This is a genomic window from Neisseria sp. HMSC070A01 (assembly GCF_001810165.1).
GTDB lineage: Bacteria > Pseudomonadota > Gammaproteobacteria > Burkholderiales > Neisseriaceae > Neisseria.
Map to the genome: position 1 here is coordinate 302,156 of NZ_KV800126.1, position 19,277 is coordinate 321,432.

Genomic DNA, 19,277 nt, shown 5'->3' on the forward strand with positions numbered 1-19,277 from the left:
TGATAAAACAAAAGTTAATTAATTGATTGAGAACATAACATGCAATTTCCTTATTCATGGCTGAAAACTCAAGCCAATCCTGATCTTTCTGCCGATAAACTGGAACATCTTTTGACCATGGCCGGTTTGGAAGTGGAAGAAATCGATACTGCCGCCCCTGCTTTCAGTGGCGTGGTTGTTGCCGAAGTAAAATCCGTTGAGAAACATCCTGATGCAGACCGTTTGAACGTTACCCAAGTTGATGCCGGTACGGGCGAGTTGGTTCAGATTGTTTGTGGTGCGCCGAATGTCAAGCCGGGCATTAAAGTGCCGTGTTCGCTACCGGGTGCCGTTTTGCCGGGCAATTTCAAAATTAAGCCGACTAAAATGCGCGGTGTACCATCAAACGGTATGCTGTGCTCGACCAATGAACTGGGTTTGCCTGATGATGGTGTAGACGGTCTGCACATTCTGCCTGAAGATGCGCCTGTCGGTGCCAATATCCGCGAATACTTGGATTTGGACGATACGCTGTTTACGCTGAAAATTACGCCTAACCGCGCTGATTGCTTGAGCGTTAAGGGTATTGCGCGTGAGGTTTCTGCGTTGACTCAATGTGCGTTTACGCCTGTTGAAATTCAGACGGCCTCTATCGGCAGTGAGAAAAAACAGGCTGTCCGTATTGATGCACCGGCTGACTGCGGCCGTTTTATCAGCCGCGTTATTGAAAATGTCAACGCGAAAGCGCCTACTCCTGATTGGATGAAACAACGTTTGGAACGCAGCGGTATCCGCAGCATTTCCGCATTGGTGGACATCGGCAACTATGTCATGCTGGAAATCGGTCAGCCGATGCATGTTTTCGATGCTGACAAGCTGTCGGGCAGTTTGATTGTCTGCCGCGCTCAAAATGGCGAGACGTTGGCGTGTCTGAACGAGAAGACCGTTACTTTGGCTGACAATACACTGGTGGTCGCTGATGAAAAAGGTGTGTTGAGCTTGGCCGGTCTGATGGGTGGCGAGGCAAGTGCAGTTTCTGATGAGACGCAAAATATTGTATTGGAAGCAGCTTGGTTTGCTCCTGAGATTATTGCCGGTAAATCCCGTCAATATGGTTTTGGTTCGGATTCTTCTTTCCGTTTTGAGCGTGGTGTGGACTACCGCTTGCAAGCTGATGCCATTGAGCGTGCTACCGAATTGGTGTTGCAGATTTGCGGTGGCGCGGCCGGTGAAATGGTTGAGGCACAAGGCAAATTGCCTGAGGCAAAACAGGTCGAATTGCGTTTGGGCCGTCTGAAAACGGTATTGGGCGTTGAAATCCCTGCCGATCAAGTTGAAATTATCTTGCAACACTTGGGTTTGCAGCCTGAGAAAACCGCAGAAGGCTTCCGTGTCACTTCTCCTAGCTTCCGTTTCGATATCGAAATCGAAGCCGATTTGATTGAAGAAATCGGCCGCGTTTACGGTTATGAAAATATTCCTGACGACTATACTTCAGGCCGTCTGAAAATGTTGGCATTGCCTGAAACCAAACGCCCGCGTTTTGCGGTTTATAACGAAATGGCGGCTCGCGGTTACCGCGAAGTGGTCAGCTATGCGTTTGTGGATGAGCAATGGGAGCAAGACTTTGCTGCCAATACCCATCCTATCCGCCTGCAAAATCCGTTGGCGGCGCAGTATGCCGTCATGCGTTCTACGCTTATCGGCGGTTTGGTGGAAGTTTTGCAAAACAATTTGAACCGTAAGCAAAACCGTGTACGCGTATTTGAAATTGCCCGCGTGTTCCGCAAAGATTCGGCTGATCAATTTGTTCAAAATGAACGGATCGGCGGTTTGTGGTATGGCTCCGTGTTGCCCGAGCAATGGGGTGAGAAAACACGCAACGTAGATTTCTACGATATGAAAGCCGATGTTGAGAGCCTTTTGAAAAACAAAGAGGTATCCTTTGTGAAGACCAAACATCCGGCATTGCATCCTGGACGTGCCGCCAATATTGTTTCAGACGGCAAAGTAGTTGGTTTTGTTGGCGAGTTGCATCCGAAATGGCTGCAAAAATATGATTTGCCACAAGCGCCGCTGGTGTTTGAAATCGATATGGATGCGGTATTGGGTCGTGAGAAAACCCGTTATCAAACCGTATCCAAATTCCAGCCTGCACGCCGAGATTTGGCATTTGTAATGCCTGAAGCTGTAACGCATGATGATTTGTTAAATGCCCTGAAAGCGGCGGCGAACAAGCTGGTTCAAGAAATCAGCGTATTTGACGTTTACCGCGGTACAGGCGTGCCTGAAGGCATGAAGAGCGTTGCCGTCAAAATCATTTTGCAGGATATGGAAAACACGCTGACAGATGAAGTCATCGAGCCTTTGGTTGCGAAAATGATTAAAGCCGCAGCCGAAAAAGACGCGCAACTTCGCGCTTAAAATGAAGATAAAAGTTGTCGCCAAAAATTGCCAATCATATTTGATTTTTTGGTGAGGACTTGATTTTTAAAAGAATTTTGGTAATAATTGCACCAGTTTGAATGAAGGTAAACACATGACACTAACTAAAGCAGAATTGGCCGATATTTTGGTCGACAAAGTCAGCAACGTCACCAAAAATGATGCCAAAGAAATCGTCGAGCTCTTTTTTGAAGAAATCCGCAGCACTTTGGCGCGTGGTGAAGAAATTAAAATTTCCGGTTTTGGCAATTTCCAATTGCGCGATAAACCTCAACGCCCGGGCCGTAACCCTAAAACCGGCGAAGAAGTGCCGATTACCGCACGCCGTGTGGTAACTTTCCATGCCAGCCAAAAACTCAAAGGCATGGTGGAGCATTACTATGACAAACAACAATAACCCGGTTATTCCTGCCAAGCGTTATTTTACGTTGGATGAGATGTGCCAACTGGTGCAGATCAGTCCGGCCCAGTTTGCCCAATGGCAACATGAAAATAATGTTGTGATTGGATACGGTGGCGATCGATATACGCGTTTAGATGTAGTTAAGTTGTTGAAACTGAAAGATACGTTTGAACCGTATATCGATACGTTCAGCCGTGGTGCTTTGGATGCAAACGGCAACCCTGCTGCCAATGCGGAAGAAGTCCGTCATGGTCTGACGCAGATTTTGTCTGATTTGGAGCGTCATCTGGGTTCTGAACAACAAAACCACCATGTCGAGCCGTAATCGATAAGGAAATTGTGATCAAAAGTGCGAAGGCATACAAAGATTTGCATGATTGATTCTTGTAAAGGCTGTTTGAATTGTTTTCAGACGGCCTTTATTGTTTTATATTGCTTTCAAAATATCAGAATCTTGATTGCAAATGATTCTATGAAATAGCCGTAAATGTTATACTTAGCCTCTTGTTTGCCGATTGGGAAAAGTGGCCATTTGTTTTTGCGGCAGACTAAATTTTTTTTACAATAAATGTAACGGCAGAATAGATTAGGCTGTCGGACAACATTCAAATCGATGAAATGGATAGCAGAAAATGAGCAGAATCCAACAAACTTTCTCAGCGCTCAATGGCGCAAAAGCACTGATTCCTTATATTACGGTGGGTGATCCCAACCTTGAGACGACCTTGGCATTGATGCACAGCCTGGTGGCTAACGGTGCCGATATTTTGGAACTGGGTGTGCCGTTTTCTGACCCGATGGCGGATGGTCCGACCATTCAGCGTGCGGCCGAAAGGGCGTTGGCAAATCATGTTTCTTTGCACGACGTATTGGAAACAGTACGTTTGTTCCGCCAAACCAATGATAAAACGCCGATTGTGTTAATGGGCTATTTGAACCCAGTACATAAAATGGGTTATCAAGCGTTTGCACAAGCGGCTGCCGACGCGGGTGTAGATGGCGTGTTGACTGTGGATTCTCCGGTAGAAACCATTACCCCGCTGCATGACTCGTTGAAAGCGCAAGGTATTGATTGTATTTTCCTTATTGCGCCGACAACAACTGAAGAGCGTATTCAAACGATTGCCAAAGTAGCTGGTGGCTTTGTGTATTATGTATCGCTCAAAGGTGTAACCGGTGCGGCAAGTTTGGATACTGAAGAAGTTTCGCGTAAAATAGAGCTTTTGCGCAAATATATTGATATTCCGATCGGTGTCGGCTTCGGCATTAATAATGCGGAGAGTGCGCGTAAGATTGGCGCGGTAGCGGATGCCGTTATTGTCGGCAGCCGTATCGTCAAAGAGATTGAAAGCCACGCAGGTAGCGAGGCCGAAGCGGTAGGCGTGTTGGTTAAAGAGTTGAAAGACGCGATTCGCTAATATTTTTTATTCCATTATTTCAGACGACCTTACATTCAACAGGCCGTCTGAATTCTGAATTCCAAGGAGTCATTCATGAGCTGGCTAGATAAAATTCTTCCTCCGAAAATTAAAAACCGAAGCAGTTCGTCCAGCGTCCCTGAAGGCCTGTGGCACAAATGTCCGTCTTGTTCGGCAACGGTTTATTCAACCGAGTTGAAGCAAAACAGCGAAGTCTGCCCGAAATGTAATCATCACAATCCGCTTTCTGCGCGCGAACGTTTGAATCTGCTTTTGGATGAAGAAGGCCGTGAAGAGATTGCAGCCAATATTAAACCGACCGACCCGCTGAAATTCAAAGACAGTAAAAAATATCCCGACCGCCTCGCGGCTGCGCGTAAAGCAACCGGTGAAGACGATGCATTGGTCGTTATGAAAGGCACCATGAATGGCCTGCCTGTCGTTGTGGCTGCGTTTGAATTCCGTTTTATCGGCGGCTCTATGGGCTCGGTCGTGGGCGAGCGTTTCGTTCAGGGTGTACGTCGTGCCGTTGCAGATAATTGTTCATTTATTTGCGTGGCGGCTTCCGGTGGTGCACGTATGCAGGAAGGGGTCAACTCTTTGATGCAGATGACGAAGACCAGCGCGGCTTTGCATTTGCTGACTGAAAAACGTCTGCCGTTTATTTCCATATTGACCGACCCGACCATGGGCGGCGTATCTGCCAGCTTTGCCTTCTTGGGCGATGTGGTTTTGGCAGAACCGAATGCGCTGATCGGTTTTGCCGGTCCGCGCGTTATCGAGCAGACTGTACGTGAAACCTTGCCGGAAGGTTTCCAACGTGCAGAATTCTTGTTAGAGAAGGGCGCAATTGACCAAATCGTCGATCGCCGTTCCATGAAAAAACGTATCAGCGATTTGATTACCTTGTTGCGTCATGAGAACAAAGTAACCGCTGCTTGATGGGTATAATAAAAAAGGCCGTCTGAAAATCATTTTTCAGACGGCCTTTTGTTTGATGATTAGGCAGTCAATGCGGCTTTCAAAACCTTGTTAACTTCACCCATGTCGGCTTTGCCGGCCAGGCGGGTTTTCAATACGCCCATGACTTTTCCCATATCGGCCATGCCTGATGCACCTGTTTCTGCAACGGCTGCTTCAACGACAGTTTTGATTTCTTCTGCGGACATCATTTGTGGCAGGTAGCGGTTGAGGATTTCGATTTCCGCGTTTTCTTTGTCAGCCAAATCTTGACGGCCGGCTTCGGTATAAATTTTGGCGCTGTCTTTGCGCTGTTTCACCATTTTGGTCAGAATGGAGATGACTTTGGCGTCATCGGCCTCAGTACGCTCGTCTACTTCAAATTGTTTGATGGCGGCATTAATCAGGCGGATGGTGCTTAAAGATACTTGGTCTTTGGCTCGCATAGCGGTTTTCATGTCTTCGGTTAATTGTGTTTTTAGGCTCATAATGTTCTCACTTTATATCAATAAAAAGATGCCGTCTGAAAAACAAAACACACCGCAAAGCTGCCCTTGCGGTGTGTCGTTTATCACAGGGCAGGCCTGTAATTAGTACATTTTAGGAGGCAGTTGTTGGCTGCGCAGGCGTTTTTGCAGACGTTTTGCTGCAGCAGCTTTTTTGCGTTTGCGTTCGGTAGTTGGTTTTTCGTACGCTTCACGGGCGCGCAGCTCGGTCAACAGACCGGTTTTTTCTACGGCACGTTTGAAACGACGCATGGCAACTTCAAATGGTTCATTCTCTTTAACACGAATAGCTGGCATTTTATTTCCTTTAAATTTTGTTCAATCAAACCGTTTTAAGAAATAGGGGACGGCTTGTCATAATGGGGTAGTTGTTGTATCGCTGGTTTGCCAAGGGCAGGGCGGGATACGCGCCGTGATGTAAACATCACCTCCTAACAAGTCGGCTTTTGCCGTGCAAGTGACCTTTTCGGTCAGAAACAATCGGGCGATTATCTTATAAACCCGATAGTCTGTCAAGGTTTCAGGCCGTCTGAACGTTTGATTCTGTCTCACTTTTCAGACGGCCTATCGGGTATTAATAACGGCCGGGAACCGTACCCATACGTTGTTTCAACGAAGTTTGCGGTTCGTTGAACAATGACGCGTAATAAGTCGCATTGGTCATGACTTTTTTCACGTAGTCGCGGGTTTCGGTGAATGGGATGGTCTCGGCGTAAATCGCGCCTTCCAACGGTGAAGAAGCCTGCCAGTTGCGGGCGCGGCCTGGGCCGGCATTGTAGCCTGCGGTGGCCATCACTTCGTTATTTTGCAGGCGGCGTTTGGCATCTGCCATGTACCAAGTACCCATGCGGATGTTGCCGTCCATGGTGTAAAGTTCGCTGCTGCTCATGCCGATTTTGCCGGCGATTTCGCGGGCGGTCGCAGGCATGACCTGCATCAGGCCTTGCGCGCCGACGCTGGATTGCGCGCCCATGACAAAGCGGCTCTCCTGGCGAATCAAACCGTAAACCCATGCCGGGTCAATGCCTGCCTGTGCGGCATAGCGGACGGTCAGGTCTTTAAACGGAGAGATATAGCGCAGTTTATAGTTGAGTTTGTGGTCGGTACGGTCTGCGCTGTTGATCGCCATGTCGTAGAACTGGTTGTCAAAAGCGACTTGTGCGGCAGTCAGCAGGTTGTCTTCGTTGAAGTCGCGGGTGGCAAAACGCCATTCTGCCTGTGCCTGACGGCGCATTTTAGAGTCGCCGTTGCTTTGGCTGTTTTTAAACAGAACCAATGCGCGTTTGATGGCGCCGTCTTCGCTCATGCGGCGGACATCTTTGGCATCGGCATCGGCAACGTTGTTGCGCGTATTGATGCGGCGGCCCAGCTCTTCACCTGCCAATACAGCGTAGAAATTGCGGCCGGAAGCAGCGGCTTTTTCATACATTTCTTTGGCTTGGCTGCTTTTGCCTTGTGCCGCAAAGCTGCGACCCAGCCAATATTGCCATGTCGGGTCTTTTTGCAGTTTTTCAGGCATATGCTGAATCACGCTTGCCAATTCGTCCCAACGTTGCAGGCGCAAGGCGGCGCGTGCGTACCATTCCAATTGCTCGTCGGTCAGTTGCTTGCGGTCGGAAACGCGGCCGTAGTAGCTCAAAGCAGTCGGCATGTTTTGGCTTTGTGCATGGTAGTGGCCCAATACGCCCCATGCGAAGCTGCGTTGTTCGCGGCTGAGGCTGGGTTCCAAGTCGGACAGGGTGGCGGCGGCAGAAGCGGATTTGCGTGCATCTTTGCCGATTACGCTCAACAGGCTGTATTCGGTCGCACCTTGCGCGCCACCTTCAAACGGGCTGCCCAATGCGGCGGCTAGGTTGCGTGCATCCGTGGTTTGGCTGTTGCTCAACAAGCCGCGCACGCGACGCCATGCGTCGTTGATGTTCAGACGGCCTGAAGCTGCCGCGCTTTCAACCAAGCGGGTACAACCGGCAGGCAGTTTGCCGGTCACGCGAACCAGCTCGGCGGCTTTGCTGTAATTGCCGCTGCTCAAATCGGCATAACATTGCACTTCTTGTGTGACGCCGGCGGCGTTCAATTTGTCGAATTCTTGACGGAACAAATCCCACTGGCCGCGCGCGCCCAAGGTTTTCAGCCATTCGTTGCGGACGTTTTCAGCCATTGCGCTGTCGCTGGCTTGGGATAAAAATTGTTGTACCCAAGCATCGTCGCCGCGTTTGGCGGCATCGATGGCACTTTGGTATTGGCTGTAATCGGACAGGACTTTGGATTCGCTGTCGGCGCGGCGTGAAGGAATAGAAGTAGATTTAGGCTGAACAACGCTTTCGGTTTTCGAAGCAGTCGGTGTGTTTTGGGTGGCGCACGCCGATAAAACAGCGGCGGTAATCAAGCTGAGGGAGAGAGGGAAAAGACGTTGAACGTTCATTGGGTACCGTGTCGTTTTTAGAATCAAAATAGCTGCTTATTTTAAATGATTTATGCGGAATAACCGAATTACAAACCGACATTTACATTTTCAAAGCCCGGAAATGACTCAGGCCGTCTGAAATATGAAACACTTTTGAGGTATTCCTAATTCAGACGGCCTGTTATGAAGGAAGTCGTCAATCGGGTTTGTGCTCGATATAGTCTTGCGGTTTGTCGGCTTTGCCGGTGCGCGTAACCGTGTATTCGCCTTCGATAATGTCTTCATCATCTTTGGCAGGGCCGTAAGTTTGGCGGCTTTGGAAAGACTGTGCAGAAGAAACGGGCGTATTGCCTTTAAACGGAATCAGCAAGAGCAGGGCGACGGCGGTTGAAATAAAACCGGGGCTGAGCAGGAAAACCGCGGCGGCGGTATAGCGAATCGGCCACAGCATTTGATAGAGGGAAATGTTTTGGCCGCTGCGGACGGCTGCACCTGCGAGCAAAAGGCCGGAAATGCCGGTATGGCGCAGCATAAAGATACCGCTGATAAAGCTGACGGCCATCACAAACAGCGTCCAGCCGCCGCCTATCCAGTCGGCAACCCAGACGATGGACATGATTTCCAAAAAGATTAAAACCAAAAAACCGATTCCAAAATACTGCATAAGTGTTTGTTCCTTCATTCAACGGATAGTGTCGATTGTGTTTTATCTAGATAAAGATAAACCTTATTTTTTCAAGCAAATGCTGTGTGAAAAAGGGTAAACGGGCGATGAGGCCGTCTGAACGGAGATAAAAAGAAGACAGATGTTTCAGACGGCCTTTAGATATTCTATCGCATCACATTGTTCCAATCGCTTTCAAAATAGCTGACGAGGATTTGGTTGTTCAAATAATTTGCTTCAACCTTGCGCCTTGCCATATCGGGCGGAAAGCGGAACATTTCGGCGGTGGTTTGGGCGTTCAGATAACGCGTGGGTACGTCGAATTTTTGCGGAATGGGGAAGTTTTGGTCAAACCCTGCCAACACAAATCCCCATTCGCCAAAGGAAGGGACATAAACATGATAGGGCGCGGTATTCAGCTTGGCCGCTTCGAGGGTGGCGACGACCGACCAGTAGGCGTTAGGGGCAAAGTAGGGCGAAGTCGATTGCACAACAATTTTGCCCTGCGGCTCAAGATGGCGGGCAACGAGGCGGTACATGGGGACGGAGTAGAGTTTGCCCAGCGAGAAATTGGAGGGGTCGGGCAGGTCGATGATGATAACGTCGAATTTTTCAGACGACCCCTCCAGCCATTTGGCGGCATCGTCGTTGACGACGTGCATTTTGGGATGGGATAGCGAGCCTTGGTTGAGTGCGCTTAAGGTGGCGGAGGTTTTAAAAGTAGCAGTCATGTCGGGGTCGAGATCGACCAAAGTAACATTTTTGACCTGCGGATATTTCAAGACTTCGCGTGCCGCCAAGCCGTCACCGCCGCCGAGAATCAGGACGCGTTCGGCGTTCGGCACCATCTGCATGGCGGGCAGAACGAGTGCTTCGTGGTAACGGGCTTCGTCGCGCGAGGAGAATTGCAGGTTGCCGTTGATGTAGAGGCGGGTGTCGTCTTTCCAGCGGGTAACGACCAGCCGCTGGTAGGGTGAGTGGCTTTGATAGACGACGGGATCGCCGAAATAGCTTTGTTCGGCTTTGAAGGAAATGCGGTCAGCGTAGGCGAAGATGACGGCGAGGATGGACAAGACAATCAGCGCACGTAGGCGGATGGCGCGGTAGCGTGGCAGTTCGGCTTTAAACACTCGCGCGGTCAGATAGGCGACGGCGGCGTTGAGGATGCCGAATAATAAGGCGGAACGCGCCATGCCGAGTTTGGGGGCGAGCAGGAGCGGAAATAATAACGAGACGGCAAGTGCGCCTAAGTAGTCGAAAGTCAATACTTTGGAAACGAGTTCTTTAAACTCCGCCCCTTTTTGGTTTAACACGCGCATGACCAACGGGATTTCCATACCGACAACCGCGCCGACAATCAGCACAAAAGCGTAGAGCAGGGTGCGGAACGGTGCGGCGGATAAACCGAAGGCCACAAATAATGCCAGCGCGGAAATACCGCCGATGATGCCGACCAGAAGTTCGATTTCGATAAATCGGTGCAACACGTCTTTATCTTTGATGTATTGGGTCAGGTGCGCGCCTATGCCCATCGAGAAAAGATAAAGCCCGATGACGGAGGAAAACTGCAAAATACTGTCGCCCAAAAGATAGCTTGCGAGCGCGGCAATGATGAGCTCGTAAGCGAGGCCGCAGCTGGCGACGATAAAAACAGAGATGATGAGGGTGCGGTGGGCATTCATGATGACGTTTTTGTTGCTTGAGTGTGGGCAATGTAATGATTTTTAAGGTGGGCTGCAAGTTTATTTATAGGATGTAGAAAAGGCCGTCTGAACAAATTGTTTCAGACGGCCTTTAATCTGTCAGGCATTAATAGCGGTGTTTGAATACCATGCCCACTGCGTAAGAAGATTTTTTCGGCAAATCTTCGTCGTATTTCGGATTGACGTTTTCTTTCAACCAGCCGGCGCCGAGTGTGGCGGTCGTCCGTTTAGAGAAGCTGTAATCGGTGCTGACGGCGACGTGTTTGTAGTCCTCGCCGATAGAGCTTTTACCGTAGGCAAAGCCGATTTGAGGTTTGAAATTACCTACTTTGTATGAGCCGGACACCATAAATTCTTTGGTGTTGTTGATTTCTTTGTCGTAAGAACCGGCTACGTTGCCTGCCGCATCTTTCCATACGCCCCAGCAGCTGAAGCCGTCGCAAGTGTTTTTGGCGTATTGGAACGCGGCATCAACGGAGATTTTGTCTTTGCTGTATCCGGCCATGAATGCATGGGCTTGGAAGTCTTTGGTTTCGGTCGGAGAGTCGTTGGGTGCGTATTCGGCAGCGTAGTGGGCTTTAAAGCCGTTGCTTGGGTGGTAGTAGTCCACGCCCCAGCCGAAGACCCAGTCGCCGTCACGTTTTTTGTCCGGATTCCAGTCGTTATTGTTGCGCGCGGCATTGGAACCGGGGGAAACGTTGAATTTGAATTGGAAACCGTTTTTCCAAGGAGACTCATAAGCCATGGAAACGCGACGTTGGCCGAAGCGGGAAATTTTGCCGAATTCCAAAATCGAGCTGTTGGTGTCGAACGGGTTCAGATAAATGCTGTTCATGGGCGTACTGATGTAACCCATTTTGACGGTGCCAAGGTTTTTGTAGCTGTTGAGCGCGACGTATGAGTCGGCAGTACCCCAGCCGCCCCAGCGGTCGGAATCGAAGTAAATAAAGGAGCCAAGTTGCCATTTCAGCCATAAGTCGTTGTTGAGTCGTACTTCATCGGAGAGATAAAGACTGGAACTTTTATCGGAAATGGTTGTATTGGTGACGCCGGTTTTATTGTTGTGTTCGACCTCGGTCATGATGTATATGGTACCGCTCATTTTAGGTTCGGCGTGGGCGAAGCTTATGGAAGAGCCGATGAGGGTAGTGGCAACAAAACAAGATAACTTGTTCATTTTGTTCTCCTTTTATGTCTTTTTCTTAATTGGGGACGGGAAATTCGGATAATCTTATTTGACAAATTATAAAAAATCAATACATTTGTAACTTATCGTAGGATAAATTGAAAAATAGTTTTCAGTTACGTATTTTTGTGTTAATTTGCCGACAATCTTAGACGGCTGCTTTTATTTCGATGGTATAGGTAGTTTTAAACACTATTTTTATATTTAGAAATAGAGGATTTAACTGGGTTTAAAAACCTTAAATATTTGTAGTTAAGTGTAGTTTGAATAATCAGGCCGTCTGAAAAAGAAGAATACCCAAAAGAAGGAATGAAATATGGCCGGAAAAACCTATCCGCTGTTGGCTGCATCATTGGCCGCCGTATTTGCGTTGTCGGCGTGCAGCCGCGATGTCAAACCCGCCCCTGAGTTTAAGCGTACGGATTATGAGCGCGTGGTGGTCAGCAACGGCGTCGAGCCGGGCACGCTGGATCCTCAGATGAGCGGCGATATGGCGGCGGGTGCGATTATCCGCCAGCTGATGGATGGTTTGGTCGGTACGGATGCCGAAGGCAAAACCATTCCTGCTTTGGCGGAAAGATGGGAAAGCAAGGGCGAGCGTGTCTGGACTTTCCATCTGCGTGATGCCAAATGGAGCAATGGCGATCCGATTACCGCCGAGGATTTTGTGTACAGCTTCCGCCGTCTTGCCGATCCGGCCACGGGCGCACCTTTCGGCAGCTATTTGGTCGATGCCCAAGTGGAAAATGCGGAAGATATATTAAACGGCAAAGCCAAGCCTGAGACATTGGGCGTTAAGGCGTTGGACGCAAAAACCCTGCAATTTACGCTGATTGCGCCCGTACCTTATTTCCCCGATATGCTGATTCAGCAATTCACGTTTCCGGTGCACCGCGCCACTGTCGAAAAATACGGCAACAAGTGGACGCAACCCGGTCATTATGTTTCCAGTGGCGCTTATCTGTTAAAGGATTGGAAAGTCAACAGCCACATTAATATGGAACGCAACCCCAATTATTACGATAAAGACAAAGTGGCCATTCCGAAGGCGGTTTTCTTGTCAGGCAGCGGCGAGTACAACCGTTATCGCGCCAATGAAATTGACGTGACTTACGGCATTCCCAGCGATCAGGTCAAAGTGGCGGATATTGAGTTTCCGGGCCAAGTGAAACGTACGACTTCTTTGTGCAGCTGGTATTTGGAGCCGAACCACGAAGCAGCGCCGTTTAATGATCCGCGCGTCCGCAAGGCGCTCAATATGCTGACGCGCCGCGACATCGTCGTCAAAGTGGGCGGCCGCGGCGATACGCCTGCCTTCCAATTGACGCCGCCGCAAATGCAGGGCGTGATTCCTGTTTATCCGGAGTGGAAAGAGTGGACGCCTGAAAAACGCATCGAAACCGCACGCAAACTGTTGAACGAAGCAGGCTACAACGATGACCATCCGCTTGAGTTCGATATTTTGTACAGCACCAGCGAAGCGTCTAAAAAACAAATCACTGCCGTGCAGTCGGTGTGGAAGGCCGCCATTCCGTTTATCCGTCCGACTTTGTCCAACGAGGAATGGAAAACTTATTTGGATACGCGCGCGCAAGGCAATTTCAAGGTTTCGTTCAGCGGCTGGTGTTCCGATTTCAACGATCCGGCAGGCATGCTCAATATCTTGAAATCCAACAATTCAAACAATGCATTCCGCTACAAAAGCGCGGCGTTTGACGCATTTATGAACAATACGTTGAAAGATGGCGTCAGCAAGGAAGCGCGCAGCCGTCTTTATGCCGATGCGGAGAAGCAGCTTCAAGAAGACGCTGCGCTGATTCCGCTGTATCATCAGGTTGAAGTGCGTATGGTCAAACCCGATATTATCGGCTATTCCGACAAAGACCCTTTGCGGAACTACACGGTCAAGAGCTGGTCGTTCGCACCGAAAAAATAGATTGATGATAGACAGCACAAATTTTCAGACGGCCTTAATGACAGGGGCCGTCTGAAACAATAGGAGACATAACACATGAAATCTGTACAACAACGTTTGTCCGCTTTACGCGAAGCCATGAAAAAACATGGCGTGGACGCGTTTGTCATTCCTTCCGCCGATCCGCACCTTTCCGAATACCTGCCCGAGCATTGGCAGGCGCGCCGCGATTTTTCCGGCTTTACCGGTTCGGCCGGTACTTTGGTGGTAACCGCCGATAAAGCTGGCGTGTGGACGGACAGCCGCTATTGGGAACAGGCCGGCCAACAGCTTGCGCCAAACGGCATCGAGCTGCAAAAAATGGGCGTTGATGCGCCTTATACCGAGTGGCTGGCACAAAATCTGCCCGAGGGCGCAGTGGTCGGCGCGCCTGCCGATATGTTCGCACTCAGCGGCGAGCGCGGTTTGAAGCAGGCACTTGCCGCCAAAAACATCCGCCTCGAATATCCTGAAACCTTGTTGGACGAAGTGTGGGACGACCGTCCTGCATTGCCGACTCAGGAAATCTACGTTCACCATCCCGATTACGTTTCCGAAATTGCGGCCGAAAAACTGGCCCGTATCCGTGCGGCCATGAAGGAGCAGGGCGCAGATGCGCATTTGGTTTCTTCTTTGGACGACATCGCTTGGATTACCAATCTGCGCGGCGACGATGTGCCGTTCAACCCTGTGTTCTTATCTCATCTGTTTATCAGCCAAGACAAAGCCGTATTGTTTACCGATGCAGGCCGTCTGAAAGCCGAATCTGCCGAAGCTTTGAAAGCGGCAGGTTTTGAAGTGTTACCTTATGCGCAAGCGGCAGACTATTTGGCAGACGTTAAGGGCGCATTGCTGATTGATCCGAACAAAACCGCCGTCGGCACTTTGCGCCGCCTGCCTGAAGATGTTCGTTTGATTGAAGCCATCCACCCAAGCACATTCTTCAAATCAGTCAAATCCGATGCCGACATCGCCCATATCCGCAATACCATGGCGGAAGACGGCGCGGCATTGTGCGGCTTCTTTGCCGAGTTTGAACAAATCTTGGCAGACGGCGGCGAATTGAGCGAGTTGGACATCGACGGCATGCTCTACAAACACCGCAGCCAACGTCCCGGCTTTATTTCACCAAGTTTCGACACCATCGCCGGCTACAATGCCAATGCCGCCTTGCCTCATTACAGCGCGACACCGGAAAACAACAGCAAAATCAAAGGTGACGGTATGCTGCTGATTGACTCCGGCGGCCAATACTGGGGCGGTACGACCGACATCACGCGCGTGGTGCCTGTCGGCAATCCGAGTGCGGCCATGAAACGCGACTACACTTTGGTGTTGAAAGCGCATATTTCTTTGGCGGAAACCATTTTCCCTGAAAACATCAAAGGCCCGATGATTGATGCCATCTGCCGCAAATCGCTCTGGCAGGCGCAATGCGATTACGGTCACGGTACAGGTCATGGCGTGGGCTATTTCCTCAATGTGCACGAAGGCCCACAAAGCATTGCCGTTGCCGCCGTACCGCAACCGCATCACGCAATGAAATCAGGCATGCTGACGTCCAACGAGCCGGGTCTTTACCGTCCGGGCAAATGGGGTATCCGTATTGAAAGCCTGGTCATCAACCGTCCGGTTGAAAACCCAGAGGAAACCGAGTTCGGCAAATTCCTGTATTTCGAGACCGTTACCCTCTGCCCGATCGATACGCGCCTCATCGATACCAAACTGATGACCGGTAGCGAAATCGAATGGCTGAACCAATATCACGCCAAAGTGCGCCGCCGTCTCGAGCCTTTGACAGAAGGCGCGGCCAAAGCATGGCTGATCGAACGCACCGAACCTTTGGCGCGTTAACGTGAAAGGCCGTCTGAAACGGCGGATACCAAGTTTCAGACGGCCTGATAACAACAATTATCTACAAACTACAAAACCTTACCCGACTCCGAATAAAAACAATAACCCGGTCGGAATAGAGAGAGAAACCGGCGCGGCGACGTTACAGATGCCTGCTGCCATTCATCCGATTTCCGCTTCAGGTCAGCTTTGTTTTCACGAGTCCGGTATGTTCAGACAGGACAGCCTGATTATGTTGAAATTCATCATCAAACGGATATGTGCTTCCATCCCGACCATGCTGGTGTTGATTACCGTATCGTTTTTCCTGATGCGGCTCGCACCGGGCAGCCCGTTCACAGGCGAGCGCAACCTGCCGCCTGCGGTCATGGCCAACATCGAAGCCAAATACCACCTCAATGATCCGATGTACCTCCAATATTTCCACTACCTCAAACAATTGGCGCAGGGGGATTTGGGGCCGTCGTTCAAATATAAAGATTTCAGCGTTAATGAGTTGCTTGCCCAATCCCTGCCGGTATCGGCGGAACTCGGCTTCTACGCCTTTTTGATTGCCGCTATCTTCGGCATGTTTATCGGCATCATCGCCGCCTTGAAACAAAACAGTTGGCTGGATTATGCGCTGATGAGCGGTGCGATGACCGGTATCGTCGTTCCCAGCTTTGTGATGGCGCCGGTATTGGTGCTGGTGTTTGCTGTCAGACTGCAATGGCTGCCTGCCGGCGGCTGGAACGATGGCGCACTGATGAACTTGATTCTGCCCGTCGTTACCTTGTCCATCGGTTATGTATCCAGTATCGCGCGGATTACGCGCGGCGCGATGATTGAAGTATTGAACAGTCCCTTTATCCGCACGGCACGCGCCAAAGGCCTGCCCATGAGCCGCATCATCCTGCGCCATGCGCTGCGTCCCGCCATGCTGCCGATTGTTTCTTTCTTAGGCCCGGCATTCGTCGGCATCATCACCGGCTCCATTGTGATTGAAAACGTGTTCGGTATTCCCGGCGTCGGACAATTGTTTGTCAACGGCGCGCTCAACCGCGACTACGGCATGATTTTGGGTTTGACGATTTTGGTGGGCATCATGACCATTTTGTTTAACGCCATCCTTGATATCCTGTATGCCATTATTGACCCGAAAATCCGTTATTAATCCCATTTGCGCAAAGGCCGTCTGAAACGTTCAGACGGCCTGAAGAAAGAAGAAAAAGCGAGAGAGAACATTATGTTATTCAAAAAGAAGCAGACTCAGGCCCTTGCAGAGGCAGCAGAATACGCCCAAGTACACGGCAAAAGCCTGTGGAGCGATGCATGGCGGCGTTTTAAACAGAACAAAGCGGCGGTGTACAGCATTATCATCCTGTTGCTGATCAGCATTTTTGTGATTGTGGCGCCATGGATTGTCCGCTACACCTACGACTTCACCGACTGGGACAATATGCAGATTCCGCCGTCCTTTTCTACCCATCACTATCTGGGTACGGACTTGCTCGGCCGCGATTTGCTGTCGCGCGCGGCAACCGGTGGACGTATTTCCTTGCTGGTCGGTGTGGCCGGCGCATTGGTGGCCGTTGTCATCGGTACGCTTTACGGCGCGATTGCCGGCTTTATCGGCGGTAAGCTCGATTCGCTGATGATGCGTTTTTTGGAAATTTTGAACGCGTTTCCGTTTATGTTTTTCGTGATTCTGCTGACCACATTCTTCGGCCGCAACCTGCTTTTGATTTTTGCCGCCGTGGGTTTGGTGTCTTGGCTGGACGTGGCGCGTATCGTGCGCGGCCAAACCTTGAGCTTGAAGCATAAAGAGTTTGTCGAAGCAGCGCGTGTGAGCGGCGTGGCAAAACGTAAAATCGTAACGCGCCACATTATTCCGAATGTTTTGGGTGTGGTGATGGTGTATGCCTCATTGTTGGTACCGGGCATGATTATGTTTGAATCCTTCTTGAGCTTCTTGGGTTTGGGCGTGCAAGAGCCGATGACCAGTTGGGGTTCGATGCTGCAAGAAGGCGCGATTTCGATGGAAGCCGCACCATGGCAGCTGCTCGTGCCGAGTTTCTTCCTGGTAACCACTTTGTTCTGTTTCAACTTTATCGGCGACGGCCTGCGCGATGCGCTCGACCCGAAAGACCGCTAAACCGCAACCAAAAGGATAATCAAAATGACAAAACAGTTACTGGTTGTAGAAAATTTGGACATCAATTTCGAACTGCATGAGAAAACCGTGCACGCCGTGCGTAATGTCAGCTTTAAAGTGGCAGAGGGCGAAACATTGGCTTTGGTCGGCGAATCCGGTTCGGGCAAGTCGGTAACGTCCATGTCCATCATGCGTCTGCTGCCTGAAAAATTTGCCCGTTATGGCAAAGATTCGCGCATTACGTTTGACGGCATTTCCATTTTGGACGCCGATGAGAAAACCCTGCGCGATTTGCGCGGCAACCGCATCAGCGTGATTTTCCAAGAGCCGATGACTTCCCTCAATCCGTTTATGCGCATCGGTACGCAACTGATTGAAGCGGCGCGTGTGCACAATAAAAAGCTCGGCAAAAAAGAGGCAGGACAAAAAGCATTGGCATTGTTGCAACGAGTTGGCATCAAAGAAGCCGAACGCCGCATGAAGCAATATCCGCACGAGTTTTCCGGCGGTCAGCTGCAACGCATCATGATTGCCATGGCGCTCATCAATGAACCCGACCTGCTGATTGCCGACGAGCCGACCACCGCTTTGGATGTGACCATTCAAGCCGAGATTCTCGATTTGCTCCATGATTTGCAACAGCAAATGGGCATGGCGATTATCTTCATTACCCACGATTTGGGTTTGGCGGAACACTATTCCAAAACCGTCTGCGTCATGCGCAACGGCGAAATTGTCGAACGCGGCAAAATCAAAGAAGTATTTGCCCATCCGAAACACGAATATACCGCCGAACTCATCAATGCCATTCCCAAAGGCATGAAAGAGCCGGAAGAAAACAACGCCGGTGTGTTAATCGATGCCGATAATGTCCATGTTTCTTTCGTATTGAAGCAAAACTTTTTCGGCAAACCGCTCAAAACTTTTGACGCCGTCAAAGGCATCAGCCTCAAAATTAAAGAAGGCGAAACATTGGGCGTCGTCGGCGAGTCCGGTTCCGGCAAATCCACGCTGGGCAAAGCCGTCATGCAGATGCTGCCTTATACCGGCAATATTTCCTTTGAAGGCAAAGACCTGAAAAACTATACCGCCGAAGAAGCACGCCGTCTGAAATCGCAACGGCAAATTGTGTTCCAAGATCCGTTCGGTTCGCTTTCCCCACGTCTGACCGTTGGCGAAATTATCGGCGAAGGTTTGACGGTTCATCATCCTGAAATGAACAAAAAAGAACGTATCCAGCGCGTTTTAGAAGTCATGAAGGAAGTGTCCCTGCCGCTTGACGCGCTCAACCGTTATCCGCACGAATTTTCCGGCGGCCAGCGTCAGCGTATTGCCATTGCACGCGCCGTTATCCTGCGCCCGAAATTCATCCTTTTGGATGAGCCGACCTCTGCACTTGACCGTTCCGTACAATCCAAAGTGGTCGAACTTTTGCGCGATTTGCAGAAGAAATACGGCCTGACTTATATGTTCATCAGTCATGACCTGTCTGTCGTGCGCGCCGTCAGCGACAATGTGATTGTGATGAAGCAGGGCGAAATGGTCGAGTACGGCAGCGCGGATCAGATTTTCCACCATCCGCAAAACGACTACACCAAACGTTTGATTAACGCCGCGTTTGATTTGTAGAAAAACCAAAGGCCGTCTGAAAAGAGATTTTCAGACGG

General features: G+C 50.2%; 16 protein-coding genes. 10 read left to right on the forward strand and 6 right to left on the reverse strand.

Annotated elements, in window-relative coordinates; translation table 11 throughout:
- The first annotated feature begins 39 nt into the window (after positions 1–39).
- The 5 genes from pheT to accD all read left to right on the forward strand — a co-directional run bounded on the left by pheT (position 40) and on the right by accD (position 5,187).
- Positions 40–2,403 carry a phenylalanine--tRNA ligase subunit beta gene (pheT, locus tag HMPREF2711_RS10070; RefSeq protein ID WP_070616141.1) on the forward strand — a complete coding sequence of 788 codons (2,364 nt, stop codon included), beginning with the start codon at positions 40–42 and terminating at the stop codon, positions 2,401–2,403.
- 115 nt (positions 2,404–2,518) lie between these two features.
- Positions 2,519–2,821 carry an integration host factor subunit alpha gene (locus tag HMPREF2711_RS10075; protein ID WP_003680933.1) on the forward strand — a complete coding sequence of 101 codons (303 nt, stop codon included), beginning with the start codon at positions 2,519–2,521 and terminating at the stop codon, positions 2,819–2,821.
- Positions 2,805–3,152 (forward strand): hypothetical protein, encoded by a 348-nt coding sequence (locus HMPREF2711_RS10080; RefSeq protein ID WP_003745971.1) that lies wholly within the window; start codon positions 2,805–2,807, stop codon positions 3,150–3,152. Before HMPREF2711_RS10075 ends, HMPREF2711_RS10080 begins: the two co-directional genes overlap by 17 nt.
- A gap of 307 nt (positions 3,153–3,459) precedes the next feature.
- A complete protein-coding gene (gene trpA, locus HMPREF2711_RS10085) occupies positions 3,460–4,245 on the forward strand; it encodes a tryptophan synthase subunit alpha (protein WP_003745973.1) in 786 nt (261 codons plus the stop codon).
- Between the two features lie 75 nt (positions 4,246–4,320).
- Positions 4,321–5,187: an acetyl-CoA carboxylase, carboxyltransferase subunit beta gene (gene accD, locus HMPREF2711_RS10090; RefSeq protein ID WP_070616143.1), complete on the forward strand. Its 867-nt coding sequence runs from the start codon at positions 4,321–4,323 to the stop codon at positions 5,185–5,187.
- Between the two features lie 59 nt (positions 5,188–5,246).
- Here the strand turns inward: accD and HMPREF2711_RS10095 are convergent, their stop codons facing one another.
- The 6 genes from HMPREF2711_RS10095 to HMPREF2711_RS10120 form a co-directional block, all read right to left on the reverse strand.
- On the reverse strand, positions 5,247–5,693 hold the full coding sequence (locus tag HMPREF2711_RS10095) for a GatB/YqeY domain-containing protein (protein WP_070616145.1): 447 nt from the start codon (positions 5,691–5,693) through the stop codon (positions 5,247–5,249).
- A gap of 102 nt (positions 5,694–5,795) precedes the next feature.
- Positions 5,796–6,008, reverse strand: a complete 213-nt coding sequence (gene rpsU, locus HMPREF2711_RS10100) for a 30S ribosomal protein S21 (protein WP_003680926.1) — start codon at positions 6,006–6,008, stop codon at positions 5,796–5,798.
- 277 nt (positions 6,009–6,285) lie between these two features.
- Positions 6,286–8,133, reverse strand: a complete 1,848-nt coding sequence (locus tag HMPREF2711_RS10105) for a lytic transglycosylase domain-containing protein (protein ID WP_070616148.1) — start codon at positions 8,131–8,133, stop codon at positions 6,286–6,288.
- Positions 8,134–8,311: 178 nt separating this feature from the next.
- Complete coding sequence (locus tag HMPREF2711_RS10110) at positions 8,312–8,779, reverse strand: FxsA family protein (protein WP_036490296.1); 468 nt, start codon at positions 8,777–8,779, stop codon at positions 8,312–8,314.
- A gap of 167 nt (positions 8,780–8,946) precedes the next feature.
- The gene (locus tag HMPREF2711_RS10115) at positions 8,947–10,464 is read right to left on the reverse strand and encodes a polyamine aminopropyltransferase (protein WP_349267260.1); all 1,518 of its coding nucleotides are present in this window, start codon (positions 10,462–10,464) and stop codon (positions 8,947–8,949) included.
- A 124-nt stretch (positions 10,465–10,588) separates the two neighbouring features.
- Complete coding sequence (locus HMPREF2711_RS10120; RefSeq protein WP_003745985.1) at positions 10,589–11,659, reverse strand: porin; 1,071 nt, start codon at positions 11,657–11,659, stop codon at positions 10,589–10,591.
- A gap of 325 nt (positions 11,660–11,984) precedes the next feature.
- Here HMPREF2711_RS10120 and HMPREF2711_RS10125 point away from each other — a divergent pair, with 325 nt between their 5' ends.
- From HMPREF2711_RS10125 to HMPREF2711_RS10145, 5 genes are all read left to right on the forward strand, one after another.
- Positions 11,985–13,604, forward strand: coding sequence for an ABC transporter substrate-binding protein (locus HMPREF2711_RS10125; RefSeq protein WP_003745986.1), 1,620 nt, complete (start codon positions 11,985–11,987; stop codon positions 13,602–13,604).
- A gap of 75 nt (positions 13,605–13,679) precedes the next feature.
- Positions 13,680–15,476: an aminopeptidase P family protein gene (locus tag HMPREF2711_RS10130; protein ID WP_003745988.1), complete on the forward strand. Its 1,797-nt coding sequence runs from the start codon at positions 13,680–13,682 to the stop codon at positions 15,474–15,476.
- Positions 15,477–15,708: 232 nt separating this feature from the next.
- Positions 15,709–16,629: an oligopeptide ABC transporter permease OppB gene (gene oppB, locus HMPREF2711_RS10135; RefSeq protein WP_036490316.1), complete on the forward strand. Its 921-nt coding sequence runs from the start codon at positions 15,709–15,711 to the stop codon at positions 16,627–16,629.
- A 72-nt stretch (positions 16,630–16,701) separates the two neighbouring features.
- On the forward strand, positions 16,702–17,610 hold the full coding sequence (oppC, locus tag HMPREF2711_RS10140) for an oligopeptide ABC transporter permease OppC (protein ID WP_003683112.1): 909 nt from the start codon (positions 16,702–16,704) through the stop codon (positions 17,608–17,610).
- Between the two features lie 24 nt (positions 17,611–17,634).
- Entirely contained in the window at positions 17,635–19,239 is a 1,605-nt protein-coding gene (locus HMPREF2711_RS10145; RefSeq protein WP_003745991.1) for an ABC transporter ATP-binding protein, read from the forward strand.
- The last annotated feature ends 38 nt before the right edge of the window (positions 19,240–19,277 follow it).